This is a genomic window from Brucella pseudogrignonensis (assembly GCF_032190615.1).
In the GTDB taxonomy this organism is placed as follows: Bacteria; Pseudomonadota; Alphaproteobacteria; order Rhizobiales; family Rhizobiaceae; genus Brucella; species Brucella pseudogrignonensis_B.
In genome coordinates this window covers 240609-260016 of the sequence record NZ_JAVLAT010000002.1, presented here as the reverse complement: position 1 = coordinate 260016, position 19408 = coordinate 240609, and the positions used below count along the sequence as shown (strand labels likewise).

Below are 19408 nucleotides of genomic sequence, written 5' to 3'. Positions count from 1 at the left end.
CAGCCGCGATAACAAAATAATCGGGTATATGCGTTTGGCAAAACTGGCATAAGGGTGAACACCATCCTCTATTGTATGAGGGGGTGTACCCCTCATAGCCAAAATGCGTTGTTCGATGTTTCCGATAGATTGGTAGGCGGTATATCAAATGCCCCCCGATATACCGGAATGAGGCTTCGAGGGAGGTTATGCCCTCGAAGTCTGAGTTCCCGGGTAACAGGATGATAGCCATGAAATGCGCCTATTTCGTTCGTCCGCATATCGGTGGAACCTATTCGGTATTTTCAACGCTCAGCACAGAACTCAAGCGGTGTGGCATTGAAATGCGTTGGTTGGCGGCTGGTGCTGCGTGCGATACCGTTCGGATTCCGGTCGCGCAGGGTCTTGGCGATGCGGCGCACAAAGGTGATGCAATAGATCCGATGGGGGTGCTCGACGAAGAAACGCGTGCACGGAAGATGATAGGATTTCTACGCGAAAACCATGTCGAGGCGGTCTTCGTAAACGTGTTGTCGAGCCGCTTTGAAGCCAATCTTATGCGTTATCTGCCTGCCGATATTTTGCGTGTGATGATCGTTCACAACATTACACCCGGAACCTATGCCGCCGCTCGCACAATTCGTGATCATGTTCACGCGACAGTTGGTGTGTCAAAACGGTGCCGCGACGACCTCGTCAAACAATATGGATTTGATGCCGAGCGCACGCTGGTCATCCCTCATGGTCTAAGCAGAAACCTTCAGTTTCAATATGCTGCACGTCACGTCGATTTTTATAAGCCACTGCGACTGCTTTATCTTGGCCGTATCGAAGACAATGCGAAAGGCGTGTTCTGGCTTCCTGATATTCTGCGTCAATTAAAGTGTGATTACCATCTGACTGTTGCTGGTGATGGTCCTGATCTTTCTGAACTGCGTCAGCGTTTTGGTCATATGGGCGAAAAGGTTAGTTTTAAAGGATATGTGGCTCCGTCCGACGTGTCGTCACTGGTGAGCCAACATGATCTTCTCGTGATGCCTTCTCGTTTCGAGGGGTTTGGTCTCACATTGATAGAGGCGATGAGCCAAGGTTGTCCTGCCGTTGTTTCGCGTATCGCAGGTGTCACTGACCTGATTGTCACAGAGGGTGAAGATGGGTTTCTCTTTCCTGTCGGTGATGTGCGACGGGCCGCCGCTCATATCGATACCTTTGCCCAAAACAAGGCGTTGCGCCTTAAAATGGCGAACGCTGCGGCGAAGAAAGTTGAAGTTGCCTTCGACGCTACTCAAGTTGGCAAAGCTTACGCGGCACTTTTACAAAATCTGCAACAAGATAAACCAGCCTTGGCTCCCCCACTGCCTTTGTCCGAGTGGATGATGCCGAAATCTTTGCACTCAAGCCTACGCAGTCGTCTGCCCAAGCCAGTCAAGAACTGGTTGAGGCAGATGCGTGAACGCGTTCATACAGCTTGGCCGGCAGTCTGAGTGTAGTCAGAGCTCTATTGCGCAAGGAGAAGGGAATGAACCTTTTCACATCACAGTTCCGCAACTCGCAATTGCTTAACAGTAAAGCCCATGCGCTCATTCCAGGTGGCTGTCATACCTATGCAAAGGGCGATGATCAGTATCCGCTCCTTGCGCCTGGTTTCATTCAACGCGGTTCTGGTTGCCATGTCGTGGATGTCGATGGAAATCGCTACATTGAATATGGAATGGGTAACAGGGCAGTCGGCTTGGGTCATGCCTATCCGCCCGTTCTGCAAGCAGTGCGCGATGCGCTACAAGATGGTTGTAACTTCACGCGGCCGAGTGCGATAGAAATTGAGTGTGCGGAAAGCTTTCTCGAGCTTATCGATGGCGCTGAGATGGTTAAGTTCTGTAAGGACGGCTCTGATGCGACATCAGGGGCGGTTCGCCTAGCGAGAGCTTATACGGGCCGCGATATGATCGCTTGTTGTGCTGATCATCCATTTTTCTCGACGGATGACTGGTTTATCGGCACGACCAAGATGAACGCCGGAATACCAGCATCGGTTACGGCATTGACAGCAACCTTTCGCTATAATGATATCGAAAGCGTGAAAGCGCTTTTTGACAATTATCCGGGATTGATTGCGGCGCTCATTCTTGAACCGGCAAAAGCCGATGAGCCCACCAATAATTTTTTGCAGGAAGCCAAGCGTATTGCGCACGAAAATGGCGCGCTTTTTATCCTCGATGAAATGATAACAGGCTTTCGCTGGCATCTGCGCGGTGCCCAGAAGCTTTATGACGTCGATCCGGACCTCTCCTGTTTTGGTAAGGCTTTAGGAAATGGCTTTGCTATTTCAGCGCTCGCAGGAAAGGCTGAATATATGCAGTTGGGCGGGCTGTCCCAGACTGAACATCCGCGTGTTTTTTTGCTTTCAACCACACATGGCGCAGAAACCCATGCAATGGCGGCTGCTATTGCAACCATGAAAATTTATCGCGACGAGCCGGTGATTGAGCGGCTGTACGAGCAAGGTACAAAGCTGGCCGCTGGGGTGAATGCCGCGATTACCAGTCATGGTCTTGCGGAGTATGTCCGACTGGTTGGTAGACCGTGCTGTCTTGCCTATTCGACGCTGGACGAGAGTGGACAGCCATCACAAGCTTTTCGGACGCTCTTTCTTCAGGAAACAATACGCCGCGGCATTCTGATGCCTTCGCTGGTAGTAAGTTATACCCACAGTGATACGGATATTGAGCGTACCGTGGAGGCCATTGATGGCGCGCTGGATATTTATGTTCGTGCGCTCAACGATGGCGTTGGCTTGTATTTGACGGGGCGGCCATCCCAGGTTGTCTATCGCCGCTTCAATGATGCGCCTTCTTATCCATCGACAGTGCGATGAGAGGATTGCTCGTCGCCGCAATTTTAACGCTGCTGCTGTTTGCTAGCCGCACTGCATATGCGGATAATCCATTTCCGATTCATGTCAGTAAGAGCCAGAAGTTTTTTCAAGATTCGAACGGAAAACCTGTTCTGTTGCAAGGGGATAGCGCGTGGTCGTTGGTTGCCGAACTCAACCGGGAGGATACGGAACTTTATCTCACGGATAGGAAGAAGCGAGGCTTCAATGCTCTTCTTGTTAATCTGATTGAACATCAATTTTCCAGCAGACCACCAGCAAATTTCTATGGTGATAAGCCGTTTCTAGGTGCAGCATTTGGTGAGTTGAATCCAGCATATTTTGATCATGCGGAATGGGTTATAAAACGCGCCAAAGCATTGGGCTTAGCCGTCTTTTTGACACCGGCTTATCTCGGTGTGAATGGCAGTGATCAAGGATGGTTTAAGGAAGCTGAAGCTGCCGGGCCGGATCAAATGCGCAGCTATGGTGCGGCAATAGCACGTCGCTTTGCGGGCTATGACAATATCATATGGGTGCTTGGCGGCGACTTCGATGCGCCAGACCGTGAACTTGTTATTCAACTTGCAAACGGTCTGAAATTAGCGGGTTCAGAAGCACTCGTCAGTGTGCATTCGGGTCGAGATACAAACACGTTCGATCTTTGGGGAGACCAAACTTGGCTGAGTTTTGATACAGTTTACACTTATGATGATGTTCATGCTGCAATTTTGGAGCGGAGCAAAAACACAAGCATGCCTGTCATTCTGCTTGAAAGTTCATATGAGTTTGAACGAGAAACCACAGCGCAACGTATTCGGCGCAATGCCTATGGCGCAGTGTTAGCCGGTGCGGCGGGACAATTTTACGGCAATAACCCGATTTGGCATTTTACTGGGCCGGGCGTATTTCCGGCGGATAGAACCTGGAAAGAAGCGCTCGATAGTCCCGGTTCTTGGTCTATGACTATCTTGGGACGCTTGTTTGATCGGTTGCCTTGGTGGCAATTGCAGCCTGACCGTGAGAACCGAATTGCTGCCGATACTTCAACATACGCGGCCGCCAAGCAAGATATGAGCCTGATCATTCTGTACGGCAATGCTGATGGATTTGATCTCAATCGTGATGCTGTCAATGCGGGCTTTTCAGCCTCATGGTTTGATCCAGCATCTGGACGGTTTTTCAAGGCTGAAGCACCAAAAATTAGTGAAGACCATGTTTCTTATACACCACCGCCGAACCGGGATATGGGCATTCAGAGTGACTGGATTTTATTGCTTGGGACTGAGCCAAGCCTAAAAGCTATCCAAAAGAAGTAGGCTATACAACGTTTCATGCTTCCAGTGACCACTTGTCCGAACCAGACATGACCATCGTTCAACTCGCCGCTTCAAAGATCTCCGGTTAGGATATCGGCAACTCAAATTGAGGAGCGGGACATGAAGGTGCTGGTAACAGGACATCAGGGTTATATCGGATCGGTTTTGGCCTGTGAAATGGTGCATGCGGGTCATGACGTCTGTGGCTATGATGTCGGTCTCTATCGCAGCTGCCATTTTGAGGAGGGAGGCGCGATTGTTGATGTGCCGACTATTTCAAAAGATGTACGGGATGTTTCCCCCCACGATCTTGAGGGGTTTGACGCTATTGTGCATCTGGCAGCGCTGTCCAACGATCCGCTTGGCAATCTGAACGAAGAACTGACTTATGACATCAATCACCACGCAAGCGTTAGAATGGCCAAAGCGGCTAAAGAGGCTGGTGTTCAACGGTTCTTGTTCGCCTCGTCCTGCAGCAATTACGGTATCAGTGACGGGGATCTCATCGATGAAACGGGTGATTTGAACCCTGTAACGGCATATGGTCGTTCCAAGGTGCGGGCAGAAAAAGATATACAAGATTTGGCGGACAGGCATTTCTGCCCAACTTACTTACGACCAGCAACTGCCTATGGTGTTTCGCCATTTCTGCGCTTCGATATTGTATTGAATAATCTCGTTGCCTGGGCTGTGACAAAGGGGCTTATTTATCTGAAATCTGATGGTTCGCCCTGGCGTCCGATTGTCCATATCCGCGATATTTCGCGAGCCTTCATAGCCGCGATGGAAGCGCCCATTGAAAAGGTTTGGAATGAAGCTTTTAATGTTGGATCAACCGGGGATAATTACCGCATTCGCGAGATTGCCGGTATTGTTGCTGAGAACGTACCCAACTGCAGGATTGAATATGCGCAGGATGCAGGGCCGGATACGCGCTCCTATCGGGTGAGCTTTGAAAAGCTCGCACGCATATTGCCTGATGCAAAGCCAAAATGGGACGCTGTTGCAGGGACTCGTGAGTTGCTCACGGCATATGGTCGTTCAACCCTCACAGTCGAGGAATTTGAAGGACCAAGATTCCAGCGCATAGCGCATATCCGCCAATCAATTGCGGATGGTATTCTCGATGCGGATTTGCGTGCCCGATCAGAGCATCATCAACCACTTCGGGCTATAGCATAATGGACGCAAGGGCAGTTGAAGCTCCAAATAATCCGCCAATGCCGGACACGGTCGGACAGCGTATTTATGATCTGGCTGCCCGCCTTTTCCCAATTTGCCGAAGCCTCAGCGGTGAAGGTGTGCGGGAAACGCTGGCTATTCTTGGGGAATATATCCCGTTGGAAATGCATCATATTCCGACCGGTGAAACACTTTTCGACTGGAAGGCGCCACAGGAATGGATCATTCGCGAGGCTTATATCAAAAGTGCCGACGGGAGGCGAATTGTCGATTTTGCGAGCAATAATCTACATGTCGTCAATTATAGCATTCCGGTTCATGCAACCATGCCGCTCGGCGAGCTTAAGAGCTACATTCATACATTGCCTGAGCAGCCAGATCTCATTCCATACCGTACTTGCTACCATACGGAAGCATGGGGCTTTTGCATGGCCCATGATGATTTGATGGCCATGAAAGACGAGACCTATGAAGTTGTCATCGACTCCGAACGTCGGGATGGCTTTTTGACCCGTGGTGAGTGCGTTATAAAAGGCGAAACGAACGAGACGTTTATACTTTCCGCCCATCTTTGCCATCCCTCTCTTGCAAACGATAATTGTTCAGGTCTCGCCGTGTTGGCGCGGGTGGGGGAGACGCTAAAGGAGCGCAAAACACGGCTCACCTATAGGCTCTTGTTTGGGCCAGCGACATTTGGTGCGCTTGCTTGGTTGCAGCAGAATGAGAGCTGCCTTGATCGCGTGCACTATGGGTTGGTTTTATCCTGTCTTGGTGACGGTGGCGGACCAAATTATAAAAGAAGTCGCCGGGGTGACGCTGCCATTGATCAAATCATGGATTATGTCCTAAACAGCTCTGATTTGACGCGTGCGTCCATGCTCGATTTCTGGCCCTATGGCTATGATGAACGCCAGTTTTGTTCTCCGGGTTTTAATCTGCCTGTCGGTATGCTTCAGCGGAGTCTTTATGGCACGTTCCCCGAATATCATACTTCTGCGGATAATCTTGACTTCATAAAACCCGAATATCTTGAACAATCCTATCAGATGATCATGCAGGCGATCGATATTGCAGAACGCAATTGGGTGCCAGTTAGTACATCTCCAAAAGGTGAACCGCAGCTCGGGAAGCGTGGGCTATACTCAAATGTTGGTGGTGATAAACAGGCAGCGGAAAATGCTATGGCCATGTTATGGGTGTTGAATTTGGCCGACGGCAGCTTTTCTATTTTTGAAATGAGCCGACGTGCGAAACTGCCGTTCGTCCTTATGGCAGATGCTGCGGATCGTCTGCTTGCTGTAGGCTTGCTGAAAGCAGCGGCCAGTCACGATCTTTCTGGGAAATGACCGTTGGCCTATCTGGCCATGGGATGCCCAAAGCTGGATCATCATAGCGCAACCCATCAGCAGATTCCGGGACATAGGGACTGGATATCATATAACGCATCAAGACATTATCTGTGAGAGTTTGGAAGCCGTGGGCGCAGCCTTCCGGTATGTAAAGTTGTATGCCGTTTTCTGCTGAAAGCTCGATGCCAGTCCATCGCATATAGCTTTTTGAGTGCGGTCGCAGATCGACCAAAACGTCCCAGATGATGCCCTGTAGACATGTGACAAGCTTTGTTTCGGAATGTGGTTCATTCTGATAATGAAGCCCTCTCAGCGTTCCCTTTTCACGCGAAAAGGAAAGGCTATGCTGTGGGTAAAGCGTTTCCAGCTTATGCTTGGCAAACAGGTTTTCACAGAAAACGCGAGCAAACCAGCCACGCTCGTCTTCAAGCCTTTCAGGTCGGATCGACCAAGCTCCGTCGATTATAAGCGGAACGAACTGCATTTTGTCGCCTCTGTCGTTTCGATAGTCATATTCTGACAGTTTGGCGCTCATCGTTAACCGGGCTCTTCGAAGCACCAGGTTAGCCTTATGGATGAGCCAAGTTCCCCATAGGGCGGAATGCCTGTTCAATGGTGTAACTGGGTTGAAAAGTCAGGGCGAATATCCCTCATTCGTCTGGCGATCGTTGCGCCCGATGGGATGTAGTGCTCGCTCCTCATTGCAGTCTCGGAAATTGATGGCTCAATCGGTATTCAAGAAGAATGTCCATCAAGATCAGCAATCAGCTGATCAGGGCGAGGTATTTCGTATGACCATTCAGACACCGAACATATCGCGGAGCACGGCTATGGCTCAGGAGCAAACAAGCTGTCGCTTGTGCGGGTCTTTTCTCAAACACACTTTTGTTGATCTTGGTATGTCTCCGCCCTGCGAAAGCTTCGTTCCGCCAGATCGTCTCGATCAGATGGAACCCTATTATCCGCTCTATGCTCTTGTGTGCGATCATTGTTTTCTAGTGCAATTGAAAGAGTATTTCAGCCCGGCGGAAATATTCACTGAATATGCTTATTTCTCATCCTATGCGACCAGCTGGGTTGATCATGCGCGCGTGTATTGCGAGGAAATCACCGAAAAGCTGAGCTTGAACAAAAATAGTTTCGTGGTCGAGATTGCGAGCAATGACGGCTATCTTTTGCAACACTTTATACCCAAAGATATTCCTGTTCTCGGGGTTGAACCGGCAGCCAATGTTGCACAGGCCGCAGTGGCAAAAGGTGTTCCGACGCGGGTGGACTTCTTTGGTGCAAGCCTCGCGGCCCACATGGTCGAAACAGGGCAAAAGGCCGATTTAATTATTGGCAATAATGTGCTTGCACAGGTGCCTGATCTCAACGACTTTGTTCGTGGAATGCAAATTTTGCTTAAACCGGAAGGTGTCATAACGCTGGAGTTTCCACATCTCGCGAACCTGATTGAGCAGAACCAGTTTGATACGATTTACCATGAACATTTCTCGTATTTTTCGCTGCTGACGATCCGTTACATGGCACATCGTCATCGCCTGAAGGTTATTGATGTTGAGGAACTTCCGACCCATGGCGGTTCGTTGCGGGTTTATCTCGCACATAACAGCAGCAAGCGCAAAGCTGGCCCGCGGGTTGCTGCCCTTCTCAAGCGCGAGCAAATTTTCGGGCTGAATAACATTGCGACCTATGAGCAATTTGCTGAGAAAACGCGACGCACAAAACGCGACCTTTTATCTTTTCTCATTTCGGCAAAGAATGCTGGCAAGCGCCTTTGCGGTTATGGTGCGCCTGGAAAGGGCAATACGCTGCTCAATTACTGTGGTATCGGCACGGATTTTCTTGAGTTTACAGTAGATCGAAATCCCTACAAGCACGGACGCTTTACTCCGGGGATGCACATCCCGATCCATGATGTCGCTGCGATCAATAGTTATCGGCCGGATTACATTCTTATTCTGCCCTGGAATTTCAAGGATGAGATCATCCGTCAAATGCATCATGTCGTCGAATGGGGTGCCAAATTTATTGTTCCCATCCCGCATGTCACTCTGATTGATCCTGCTTTGTTGCCAGAGGAGCGATAGGTCATGAAAGTTGTTTTGTTTTGTGGTGGTCTGGGCACGAGAATCCGGGAATATTCTGAGAATGTTCCAAAACCGATGATACCATTGGGCCATCAGCCAATACTGCATCATGTGATGGAGTATTACAGTGATTATGGTCACAATGATTTCATTCTTTGTCTCGGCTACAAGGCCAATGTGGTGAAGGATTTTTTCCTGAACATTCGACCTCAGACATTTGCGGATTGCGTTGTTTCGGATGGCGGGCGCAATGTGCAGCTTCTGGAGGAAGTTGATCGTGACTGGAGTGTCACGCTGCTCGATACGGGCATTTGGCGCAATATCGGCGAACGATTGTGGAGTGCGCGCGCGCATGTCGCCAATGAAGAAGTTTTTCTTGCCAATTATAGCGATGGTTTAAGCGATGTTGATCTCGATGATATGACAGAACGCTTTCGTGCGAGTGGAAAAATTGCCTGCTTTCTCGCCGTAAGGCCCCCACTCACCTACCATCTTGCCGATATCGCTGATGGGGGTAATGTGCGTGCGTTCCGCACGTCAAACACGTCAGATATCTGGATTAATGGTGGTTATTTTCTCTTCCGCAAAGAAATTTTTGATTACATGCGCGAAGGCGAAGAACTGGTGCTCGAACCATTCAGTCGGTTGATCGCAGAAAACCAGTTGATGGCCTATAAATACGAAGGCTTTTGGCGATCTATGGACACTCTGCGCGACTGGCAAACGCTGGAGGACATGGTGGAGAAAGGCGATATGCCTTGGAAAAAGCATAAAGCAGAAGCCCGTGCCGCCAATATTGCGTTAGCCCTATGATTGATCTTCTTTCAATGGCGAGCTCAAACAAGCCGTTGAAATTATTGTGCCTTGGTGCGCATTCGGACGATATCGAGATTGGATGTGGTGGAACCATACTGCATTTGATTTCGTCCGGCATTCCGCTCGATATTCATTGGTGTGTTCTCTCTGGAAATGTCGAGCGACACAATGAAGCTGAATTGGCGGCGCTTGATTTTTTGCAAGGCGCAAGCAGCTTTCAAATCAATCTCGCCTCATTTGAGGACAGCTATTTCCCGGCCCAGATCAGAGATATTAAAAGCTGGCTGATGCTGCAGCGTCAGCGTCAATCGCCGGATATTGTTTTTACGCATCGAAAGCATGATGCACACCAGGACCACCGCACGATTAGCGAATTGACGTGGAATCTTTTTCGAGATCAGCTGATACTTGAATATGAAATTCCGAAATGGGATGGTGATCTGGGGCAGCCGAACGCTTATAGCGCTCTCTCCGCCGATATCTTGAAACGGAAAATCGAGCTTTTGCTCAAGCATTTTGGATCGCAGCGCGCCAAAGACTGGTTTGATACAGAAACCTTTCAAGGCATAGCGCGGCTGCGTGGCATGGAGTGTCGTGCACCTGAGGCCTATGCCGAAGCCTTCTTCGCACGCAAAATCCGTCTTTTTTAAAAGGTGGCGTTGCCAATACGCGCAAAGCTCAAAGAGCTCATGTCTCGTTGATCAGAGCCAGAAGATGACGGCTGCAGTGAGAGCGATGGCGCAGAGGACGGCCGTTAAGCATCCGTCAGAGCCGTTGTCCGAAAATTGCTCCCCTTTGCTAATGCACTTTGCACAAAGCATCAAAAATGGATGCTTCCCAAACCATGAGAGATATAGTTGCCGAAGAAGTCTTGTTTGAGCGGGTTTGTCCTGTATCAGATTGCTTTTGAGTGTCAGATACGAATCCAGCTATGCGTTCGCGTATAAATTGGTAATGTCTGATTTTACGAGCGTGCGGGTGGACGACAACCGCGCGCGATGAGGGACAACTACAGAAGAGAGACATTCATGTCTGTTCGGTTTCATCGGCTTTTACTCGCCTTTACGACTGCGTTCTGCCTTGCGACATCAATGAGCGCTCATGCCGCAGAAACCCGGAAAATCGAGACCACGCAGGACGCCGATTATTTTGGCTTTGATCTGCGGACCGAAAAGAATGTCTCGCTGGCACAGTGCAAAAGCACTTGTCTTGGCGATAATGCCTGTCTGGCTTTCACCTATAATCCGAAGGTCAAATGGTGTTTTCTGAAATCCGATTTCAATAAGCTCAACGCGTCTGTCGGGTCGATTGCCGGGCGTGTCGTGACAGAGGAAGCTGCCGCTGCGGTTGCCGTTGAAGATATTGGTGCGCCACCGGCAATCTCATTTTTTGCTGCCAATTTGGTTGACGAAGCCCGGCGTCTCAAGCGCGAAATGGCAAGCCTTGAAAGCGCTGATAGCCTTCGCACATTGCGCAATGAGGCAGGTGCCGCGGGCCTGAATGGTGATCCGCGCACGGCAATGGAAAAATTCCGACTGGCTGCCAGCATGGCACCGGATGAAAGCCAGCTCTGGGCTGGCTATGCGCTTTCGGCACTTTTGACCGAGCCCTCCAATGGACAGGAACGCTCCAAGTTCCAGCGCGATGCGACGTCGGCCTCTTGGTTTGCCTACCAGACCTCACGCACCAAGGATGATCGCGCGCAAGCGCTTGCCGTCATGGCGCAGGCGCTGGAAAAGCGCGATGCATCGCGCCCGGCCTTGCAGGCCTATGAGGCGAGCCTTGATCTCATCAATTCCGCATCCGTTCGTGACGCCTATGACGATCTGAAGGCCCGCAAAGGCTTCCGCATCGTCAATAATACGGTCGATAATGACAATGCCGCGCCGCGCATCTGTGCGCAGTTCTCGGAAGAGCTGGTGAAAAGCGGTGTCGATTATTCGAGCTTCGTGACACTCGATAATGGTGCGCCAAAAGCCGTTGACGCCAAGGACCGCCAGATTTGCGTCGAGGGTCTGGAACATGGCCGCAATTATACGGTGACATTCCGTCAGGGACTGCCATCGGCGGTTGGCGAAGTGCTGCCAGCTCCGGTCAATCTTTCGATCTATGTGCAGGACCGCGCGCCATCGGTACGCTTTACCGGCGACAGCTTCGTGCTGCCTGCGAAAGCCCGTCGCGGCATACCGCTGGTCAGTGTTAATCTGGATGCAGCAAAAGTTAAGCTCTACCGTGTTGGCGACCGTTCGCTGGCCCAGCTTCTCTCCGGCTATCAGTTCCTGCGCCAGTTGGACAGCTACGACATCAGCACGGTTTCCGATCAGATGGGTGCGCCAGTCTGGCAAGGCGAAATCGACATTGCAGGCAACGAGCTGAATAAGGAAGCGACAACCAGTTTCCCGGTTGATGAAGCACTGCCGGAACGCAAGCCCGGCGTCTATGTGCTGACTGCTGAGCCGCTGGTTCAGAAGTCCGATGACGAATATAGCACCAAGGCTACGCAATGGTTTGTCGTTTCCGATATCGGCATTTCGACCTACACCGGACAGGACGGCATCAATGTGTTTGCCCGTTCGCTGGAAAGCGCAGAGCCGCTTAAAGGCGTGAAGCTGACGCTGCTTGCACGCAACAATGAAGTGCTGGGCGAAGCTGAGACTGAACGCGATGGCCGCGCAACCTTTACGCCGGGTTTGACACGCGGCACAGACGGCATGGTGCCAGCGGTGCTGATGGCCAGTAACGATGACGAGGATTTCACATTCCTAGATATGGCGCGTGCTGGTTTCGATCTTTCCGATCGTGGTGTGACGGGCCGTCCCGTGCCGAAAGCGCTTGATCTTTATGCTTGGACCGAGCGCGGCATCTATCGTGCGGGCGAAGTTGTGCATGTGGGTGCGCTCGCGCGCGACGACACCGCAACAGCAATTGACGATCTGCCGCTCACCTTCATCTTCACGCGTCCCGACGGCGTGGAAGATCGCCGTCTCGTTTCCGATAGCAAACTGGCCGGTGGTCATGCCATCGACCTGACCTTGCCGTCGAACGCCATGCGCGGCACCTGGAATGTTTCGGTCTATACCGATCCCAAGCAGCCAGCGATTGCCACGCAGATGTTCCTGGTTGAAGATTTCGTGCCGGACCGGATCGAGTTCGACCTGACGTCTGACAAGCCGGAAATCGCTGTTGGCGAAACCGCCAATATCACCGTGGACGGTCGTTTCCTCTATGGTGCGCCTGCCGCTGGTCTTGCGCTTGAAGGCGAAGTCACGCTTTCGACCAAGCGTCAGTGGGACCGTTTTAAGGGCTATTATTTCGGCCTCGCCGATGAAGAACAGGGCGAAGCTACGCGCCTGCCGCTCGATGGCCTGTCAAAAGTCGATGACAATGGCAAGGCGACCTTCCCGGTTACAGTTGATGAAATGCCGTCAACGACGCGCCTCGTAAACGCGGCCGTGACCGTTCGTATGCGTGAAACCGGCGGTCGTGCGGTTGAGCGTAAGATCGATGTGGCGATTCAGCCTGAAACCGATCTGATCGGCATTCGCCCGGATTTCGCCGGCGGTGAAGTTCCGCAGGGCGGCACTGCAAAGTTCAGCCTGATCGCCTCTGACAGCAAGGGTGATCGCAAGGCGCTTGATGGCGCACAATGGTCACTGGTCAAGATCGAGCGTAATTATCAGTGGTATCGCAGCGGCAGCAGCTGGAGCTATGAGCCAGTGACTTTCACCAAGGCGATTGCCAACGGCAAGATTGACCTTACAATCGATAGCGAGGCTGAAATCAGTCTGCCGGTCGATTGGGGTCGGTATCGTCTCGAAATCGAAACAGCCGATGCTTCGGGTCCGGCCACAAGTTATGAATTTGATGCGGGCTGGTTTGTCAGTTCAACCTCGACCGAAACACCAGACGGGCTCGAAATCGCGCTCGACAAGGAACATTATGCGGCGGGCGATACGGCAGAACTGAAAGTGTCCCCACGTTTTGCGGGTGAGCTGCTCATCACCATTGGTGCGGAGAAGCTGCTTAAGACAATCACCGCAAGCGTGCCGGAAGGTGGCACGACCATCGATATTCCGGTAGGTGAGGATTGGGGTGCGGGCGCCTATGTAACGGCAACGCTGTTCCGTCCGGGTGAGGCTATTGAAAGCCGTATGCCTGCGCGTGCAATTGGTCTTAAATGGCTGAAGGTCGATCCTGCCGACAAGCAGCTTGCAGTCAAGCTGACCCCGCCTGAAAAGATCACGCCGCGTTCCACACTTTCCATCCCGGTTTCGGTTGAAAATGCGGGTGGCGAGCAGGCCTATGTCATGGTCGCGGCAGTCGATGTCGGCATTCTCAATCTGACACGCTATCAGCCGCCGAACCCTGAAAACTGGTTCTTCGGCCAGCGTCAGCTGGGCCTTGAGATGCGCGATATGTATGGTCGCCTGATCGATGGTTCGCTCGGCGTCACCGGCAAGCTGCGCACAGGTGGCGATGGTGGCAATATGGCAGCGGAAGGCAGTCCGCCCACTGAAAAGCTGGTTGCGCTGTTCTCTGGTCCGGTTGAACTGGATAGCGACGGCAAGGCAACAATCACTTTCGACATACCGCAGTTCAACGGCACCGCGCGCGTCATGGCGGTTGCATGGACCAAGAAGGCTGTTGGCCATGCGGTGACCGATGTCATCATCCGCGATCCTGTGGTCATTACCGCTGGTCTGCCACGCTTCATGGCCCCTGGCGATCAGGCCAATATCCGCTTCGATATTGCCAATACGGATGCACCGGACGGCGATTATCGTGTGAGCCTTGAGACCACTGATAATCTCGGTGTTGAGGTTGGCTCCTACCCTGAAAGCATTGCGCTTAAGGGTGGCAAACGACAGTCGATCACCGTTCCACTCAATGCTGTTGCCACGGGTGCCGGTGGTGTGACGATCCGGCTTTCCAACGATGCAGGCCTCAATGTTGAACAGGCTTTGGCATTGCCGGTGCGTCCGGTCGATCTGCCGGTCACGAGCCGCCATGTCGTCAATCTCACGGCCAATGGCGGAAGTGTGCGAGTCGATGGCGGCCTTCTGTCTGAAAGCCTGCTTGATGGTGCTTTTGTCAGCGTTGGTGTGACGCGAAGTGCCGCATTTGATGTGCCAGCTTTGTTGATGGCGCTCGACCGCTATCCTTATGGCTGCACAGAGCAGACCACCAGCCGCGCACTGCCGCTGCTTTATTTGAGCGAAATGGCTGCAGGTACGGAAGCGGCAGCAGGTCTGGAAAGTCAGGAGGAACTTAAGAAGCGCGTACAGGATTCCATCTTCCGTGTGCTCAACAACCAGTCTTCGAGCGGTTCGTTTGGCCTCTGGTCGCCGGGGTCGGGTGATCTCTGGATGGATGCCTATGTGACCGACTTCCTGACGCGTGCCCGCGAAAAGGGCTACGACGTGCCGCAGCAGGCGATGCTGTCTGCACTTTCTAATCTGCAAAATGCGCTCGGCTATACCACCGACGTCAAGGAACGCGGCAACGACATTGCCTATGCGCTCTATGTTCTGGCACGCAACAAGAAGGCTTCAGTTGGCGATCTGCGTTACTTTGCCGATACCCAGCTTGAAAACTTTGCAAGCCCGATGGCCGTTGCCCAGCTTGGTGCAGCACTTGCTCTTTATGGTGATCAGCCGCGTTCGGAACGCGTGTTCAATGCGTCGCTCCAGCTCGCAACCAGCCAGTCCAGCTATGACTATAATCGTTCCGATTATGGCTCGCCGCTGCGCGATGGTGCGGCGATGCTCGCCCTGGCTGCTGAAACCAAGCCTGCGCCAAAAGTGCTGCCATCGCTGATTACGCTGGTCGAGTTCCAGCGCGAAAAGGCGCGTTATCTCAGCACGCAGGATCAGGCATGGATGCTGCTTGCAGCACGCGGGCTTCAGGATGACAATGGCGCAATCAGCCTCGACATCAATGGCACAGCGCATCAGGGCGCGTTCTCCGAGCGTCTCAATGGTGCAAGCCTTGAAGCGCAGCCGCTGGTCGTCACCAACAAGGGGCAGGGTTCGGTTGATGCGGTCGTGACCGCAGTTGCGCCGCCTGCGCAGTCGCTGCCTGCGGGTGGAGACGGTTTCAATATCGAGCGCACTTATTATACGCTGGATGGCGAACCGGCCAATGTCACCGGGGTCAATCAGAATGAGCGCTATGTGGTTGTTCTGAAAATTGACGATCTGCAGGAATGGCAGTCGCGTCTGCTTGTGACCGATCTGCTGCCCGCTGGTTTCGAGATCGACAATCCGGGCCTTGTTTCCAGTGCCGATCTTGGCAATTTCCCATGGCTGGAAAGCACACAGGCAGCGCATCTCGAATTCCGCAATGATCGTTTTGTGGCCGCTTTCGACCGCTCTGCAGGCGAGAAGAAGCCGATCACGCTGGCTTATGTGGTGCGCGCGGTGACGCCGGGTCTTTACACCCATCCGGCAGCAACGGTTGAGGATATGTACCGTCCGCAATTTGCAGCGCGTACGGCGACAAGCATGATGGAGGTGGCGGCACCGTAAGCCACGATCCCGAAAAGTGGGAACCGGTTGTCGGACGCGATCATGGCCAAACACATGAAAAGGCGTTGGAAAATAGCGATTGGCGGTGCCGCGTTTTTCGGCATCGCTGCACTCGGAACCGTGGTCGGGCTTGACTGGCTCGACCGCGCTTTTCCGCCGCCTTTGCCGGAACGGCTGACCATATCTACCGAAGTTATGGATCGCGACGGCGCTTTGCTGCGTGCCTATGCAACGCCGGACGGCTATTGGCGCTTGAATACGCGCATCGAAGATGTCGATCCGAAATTCGTGAAAATGCTGATCGCCTATGAGGACAAGCGTTTTTACGATCATGGCGGCATTGATTTTACAGCGCTTCTTCGGGCCGCCTATCAGCTTGCAGGGAGCGGTCGTATTGTTTCCGGCGGTTCCACATTGTCCATGCAGCTTGCACGCCTTATCGAGCCGCGCGAAAGCCGCAGCTTCGGCTCCAAGTTCCGGCAGCTGGCGCGTGCAGTTCAAATTGAGCGACGGCTGAGCAAATCTGAAATTCTTGAACGTTATCTGACACTCGCGCCCTATGGCGGCAATCTGGAAGGCGTTCGTTCGGCATCATTAGCCTATTTTGGCAAGGAGCCGCTGCGCCTCACCATATCGGAAGCAGCGCTTCTTGTGGCCCTGCCGCAATTGCCGGAGCGCCGCCGCCCGGATCGCGAGATGAAGAATGCGGTTGCTGCGCGGGATCGCGTTCTAAAACGCATGGTTTCGTCTGATGTTTTCACAAGCGAAGAAGCCAAGCGTGCATCGCGTGAGCGCATATCCGCGACGCGTCATCCCTTGCCTTCATTGGCTGCCCACTTTGCCGATCTCGCTTTGAAACAGGCGCCGACCGAGGCCCGGCATCAGCTGACGCTTAAGAAGTCGGTGCAGGCTGGGCTTGAAGTTGTGGCACGCGAAGCTGCTGCGAAGCTTGGGCCAAAAGTATCGGTCGCCATGGTGCTGGCCGACAGTCGCAACGGCAATATCTTAGGCGAAGTCGGCTCCGCTGATTATTTCGACGGCAAGCGGCAGGGCTGGATCGATATGACCCGCGCCGTGCGCTCGCCCGGTTCTACGCTCAAGCCTTTCATCTATGGGCTGGCCTTCGAGCAGGGACTGATTGCGCAGGAAACCATCATCGAGGATCGCCCGCAGGATTTTGCAGGCTATCGTCCCCGCAATTTCGATATGAGCTATCAGGGCGATGTAAGCATCCGTCAGGCGCTGCAAATGTCGCTGAATGTGCCGACCATCAGCCTGCTCGATGCAATTGGCCCTGCACGGCTCACCACGCGTATTCGACAGGCGGCGGTTAATCTGCAATTGCCGAAAGGTGAAGCGCCGGGACTGGCTATCGGCCTTGGTGGCGCAGGCATTAGTCTGCGTGATCTGGTGCAGCTCTATACTGGCCTTGCCAATGGCGGGCGAGGGGCAGCCCTTCGTGACGGCACCGAAGGTTCAGAACCTGTTCAGCCATCGGCTCCTATTCTGAGCGAGCAGGCATCGTGGCAGATTGGCGATATTCTAGCCGGTGTCGTGCCGCCGCAAGGCGCGAAACGCCTCGGCCTCGCTTACAAGACCGGCACGTCCTATGGCTACCGCGATGCATGGTCGGTTGGTTATGACGGGCGCTATGTGCTGGGTGTCTGGGTCGGGCGCGCTGATGGCGGTTCTGTGCCGGGCCTTGCCGGTTATGTTTCGGCAGCGCCCATCCTGTTTGACGCCTTTGTACGTTCAGGTGTTGCTTCCGTACCGTTGCCGCGTGCGCCTGCTGGCGCATTTCGCACAGCACGCGCCGATCTTCCTGTAACGCAGATACGCTTTTCATCGAGCAGCGATCCGCTGCCGGTTCTCAAAGCCACGATTGAGCCTGCACCGCGCATCGTCTTTCCACCGGATGGTGCGCATGTCGAACTGAAAGCCCTGAGCGAAAATGCATCGCCGCTTGTGCTGAAATTACAGGGGGGACGCGCTCCGTTTCGCTGGCTTGCCAATGGCAAACCCATTGCCGAACCCAACCGCCGCCGCACCGCCACATGGCTGCCGGATGGCACCGGCTATTCCACACTGACCGTTGTTGATGCAGGCGGACGCGCTGCCAGCGTGAAGATATTTATTGAGTAAGCCCGCATCGCATCATGCGGTTTGAAAAAGACATGTTCAAACTGTGTATGGCTTTCGTCATGGCATGGAAGTTTGCCACAACCGACGCTATGTTCTGCGGCAATTACAATCGTGGAGAATTCCATTGAAAATTTTCATTTTCGGCAGTGTGAACGTAGATGTCAGCGCCCGTATGCCAACACTGCCACGTCCCGGCCAGACGCTCAATGCTTCCGGCTATGGCATTGGTCTTGGCGGTAAGGGTGCCAATCAGGCGGTTGCGGTGGCAAAGCTTGGCGGCGACGTCCGTTTCGTCGGAGCGGTCGGCAACGATGCCTTTGGCCAATTGGCTGTCAAGGAAATGCAGCAGTTTGGCCTTAACACCGATGGTGTTAAAAGGATCGATGGTGTCGATACCGGCATCGCGATTATTCAGGTTGAAGAAGCCGGGCAGAACACGATTGTTGTTTGCGCTGGTGCCAATGCAAACTGGACCGCTACTGATATCGATGCCTATGCGTCTGACATTGCGAAAGCAAAAATCACACTCTTGCAGCGTGAAGTGCCGCATGACGTCAATCTTGCTGTTGCAAAGGCTGTGAAAGCTGCCGGTGGCACCGTGTTGCTTGATCCCGCACCGGTGGGTGATGCAAGCCGTATGGCCGATCTGATTGCGTTGAGCGAAATCATCTCGCCCAACGAAACCGAAGCTGCTGAAATCACCGGCATTGAACCAACCGATATTGCATCGGCGGAAGCTGCTGCCCGCCAGCTTCTCGAACGCGGTCCAAAGATCGTTATCGTTAAGCTTGGTGGTCGCGGCTCATTGCTTGTGACAGCTGATGAGGTCAAACACTTTGAGCCGTTCAAGGTCAATGTGGTGGATACGGTTGCAGCTGGAGACAGTTTCAATGGTGGCTTCGCTGTTGCCTATTCGCAGGGTCAGTCGCTGCATGATTGCGTGCGCTTTGCCTCGGCTTCCGGTGCGATTGCCGTGACGCGTGTGGGCGCTGGATCTGCTGCGCCAACGGCCCACGAAGTGGCCGAACTTCTGCAAAAACAGCCATAAATCACAAAAAAGCCATCAAAACCGATGGCAAAAAAGCCGCGAGAATATGAATCTCGCGGCTTTTTTGTGGCAATTGTGTGA

12 protein-coding genes are annotated in these 19408 nt (G+C 53.0%); 11 read left to right on the top strand and 1 reads right to left on the bottom strand.

All coding sequences use genetic code 11. The features are described 5' to 3' along the window. The first annotated feature begins 230 nt into the window (after positions 1-230). The 5 genes from RI570_RS12585 (at position 231) to RI570_RS12565 (ending at position 6698) form a co-directional block, all read left to right on the top strand. Positions 231-1463, top strand: a complete 1233-nt coding sequence (locus tag RI570_RS12585; RefSeq protein ID WP_313828884.1) for a glycosyltransferase family 4 protein — start codon at positions 231-233, stop codon at positions 1461-1463. Positions 1464-1498: 35 nt separating this feature from the next. After that, the gene (locus RI570_RS12580; RefSeq protein ID WP_313828883.1) at positions 1499-2854 is read left to right on the top strand and encodes a glutamate-1-semialdehyde 2,1-aminomutase; all 1356 of its coding nucleotides are present in this window, start codon (positions 1499-1501) and stop codon (positions 2852-2854) included. Further along, entirely contained in the window at positions 2851-4170 is a 1320-nt protein-coding gene (locus tag RI570_RS12575; protein WP_313828882.1) for a DUF4038 domain-containing protein, read from the top strand. The genes RI570_RS12580 and RI570_RS12575 overlap by 4 nt, the downstream gene beginning before the upstream one ends. A 120-nt stretch (positions 4171-4290) precedes the next feature. Beyond that, complete coding sequence (locus RI570_RS12570) at positions 4291-5352, top strand: SDR family oxidoreductase (RefSeq protein WP_313828881.1); 1062 nt, start codon at positions 4291-4293, stop codon at positions 5350-5352. Next, complete coding sequence (locus RI570_RS12565; RefSeq protein ID WP_409558668.1) at positions 5352-6698, top strand: DUF4910 domain-containing protein; 1347 nt, start codon at positions 5352-5354, stop codon at positions 6696-6698. The genes RI570_RS12570 and RI570_RS12565 overlap by 1 nt, the downstream gene beginning before the upstream one ends. Here RI570_RS12565 and rfbC read toward each other — a convergent pair. Further along, positions 6619-7185 (bottom strand): dTDP-4-dehydrorhamnose 3,5-epimerase, encoded by a 567-nt coding sequence (gene rfbC / locus RI570_RS12560; RefSeq protein WP_313830022.1) that lies wholly within the window; start codon positions 7183-7185, stop codon positions 6619-6621. The two genes, RI570_RS12565 and rfbC, sit on opposite strands and share 80 nt — an antisense overlap. A 307-nt stretch (positions 7186-7492) precedes the next feature. Between rfbC and RI570_RS12555 the strand changes: the two genes are divergently transcribed. From RI570_RS12555 to rbsK, 6 genes are all read left to right on the top strand, one after another. Beyond that, positions 7493-8794, top strand: a complete 1302-nt coding sequence (locus RI570_RS12555) for a class I SAM-dependent methyltransferase (protein WP_313830021.1) — start codon at positions 7493-7495, stop codon at positions 8792-8794. A gap of 3 nt (positions 8795-8797) precedes the next feature. Continuing rightward, a complete protein-coding gene (locus tag RI570_RS12550; protein WP_313828880.1) occupies positions 8798-9607 on the top strand; it encodes a sugar phosphate nucleotidyltransferase in 810 nt (269 codons plus the stop codon). Then, a complete protein-coding gene (locus RI570_RS12545; protein WP_313828879.1) occupies positions 9604-10260 on the top strand; it encodes a PIG-L deacetylase family protein in 657 nt (218 codons plus the stop codon). Before RI570_RS12550 ends, RI570_RS12545 begins: the two co-directional genes overlap by 4 nt. Positions 10261-10638: 378 nt before the next feature. Continuing rightward, positions 10639-16137 (top strand): alpha-2-macroglobulin family protein, encoded by a 5499-nt coding sequence (locus tag RI570_RS12540; RefSeq protein WP_313828878.1) that lies wholly within the window; start codon positions 10639-10641, stop codon positions 16135-16137. A 42-nt stretch (positions 16138-16179) separates the two neighbouring features. After that, positions 16180-18279 carry a penicillin-binding protein 1C gene (gene pbpC, locus RI570_RS12535; RefSeq protein WP_313828877.1) on the top strand — a complete coding sequence of 700 codons (2100 nt, stop codon included), beginning with the start codon at positions 16180-16182 and terminating at the stop codon, positions 18277-18279. A gap of 64 nt (positions 18280-18343) precedes the next feature. Further along, the gene (gene rbsK, locus RI570_RS12530) at positions 18344-19327 is read left to right on the top strand and encodes a ribokinase (RefSeq protein WP_313828876.1); all 984 of its coding nucleotides are present in this window, start codon (positions 18344-18346) and stop codon (positions 19325-19327) included. Positions 19328-19408: the final 81 nt, after the last annotated feature.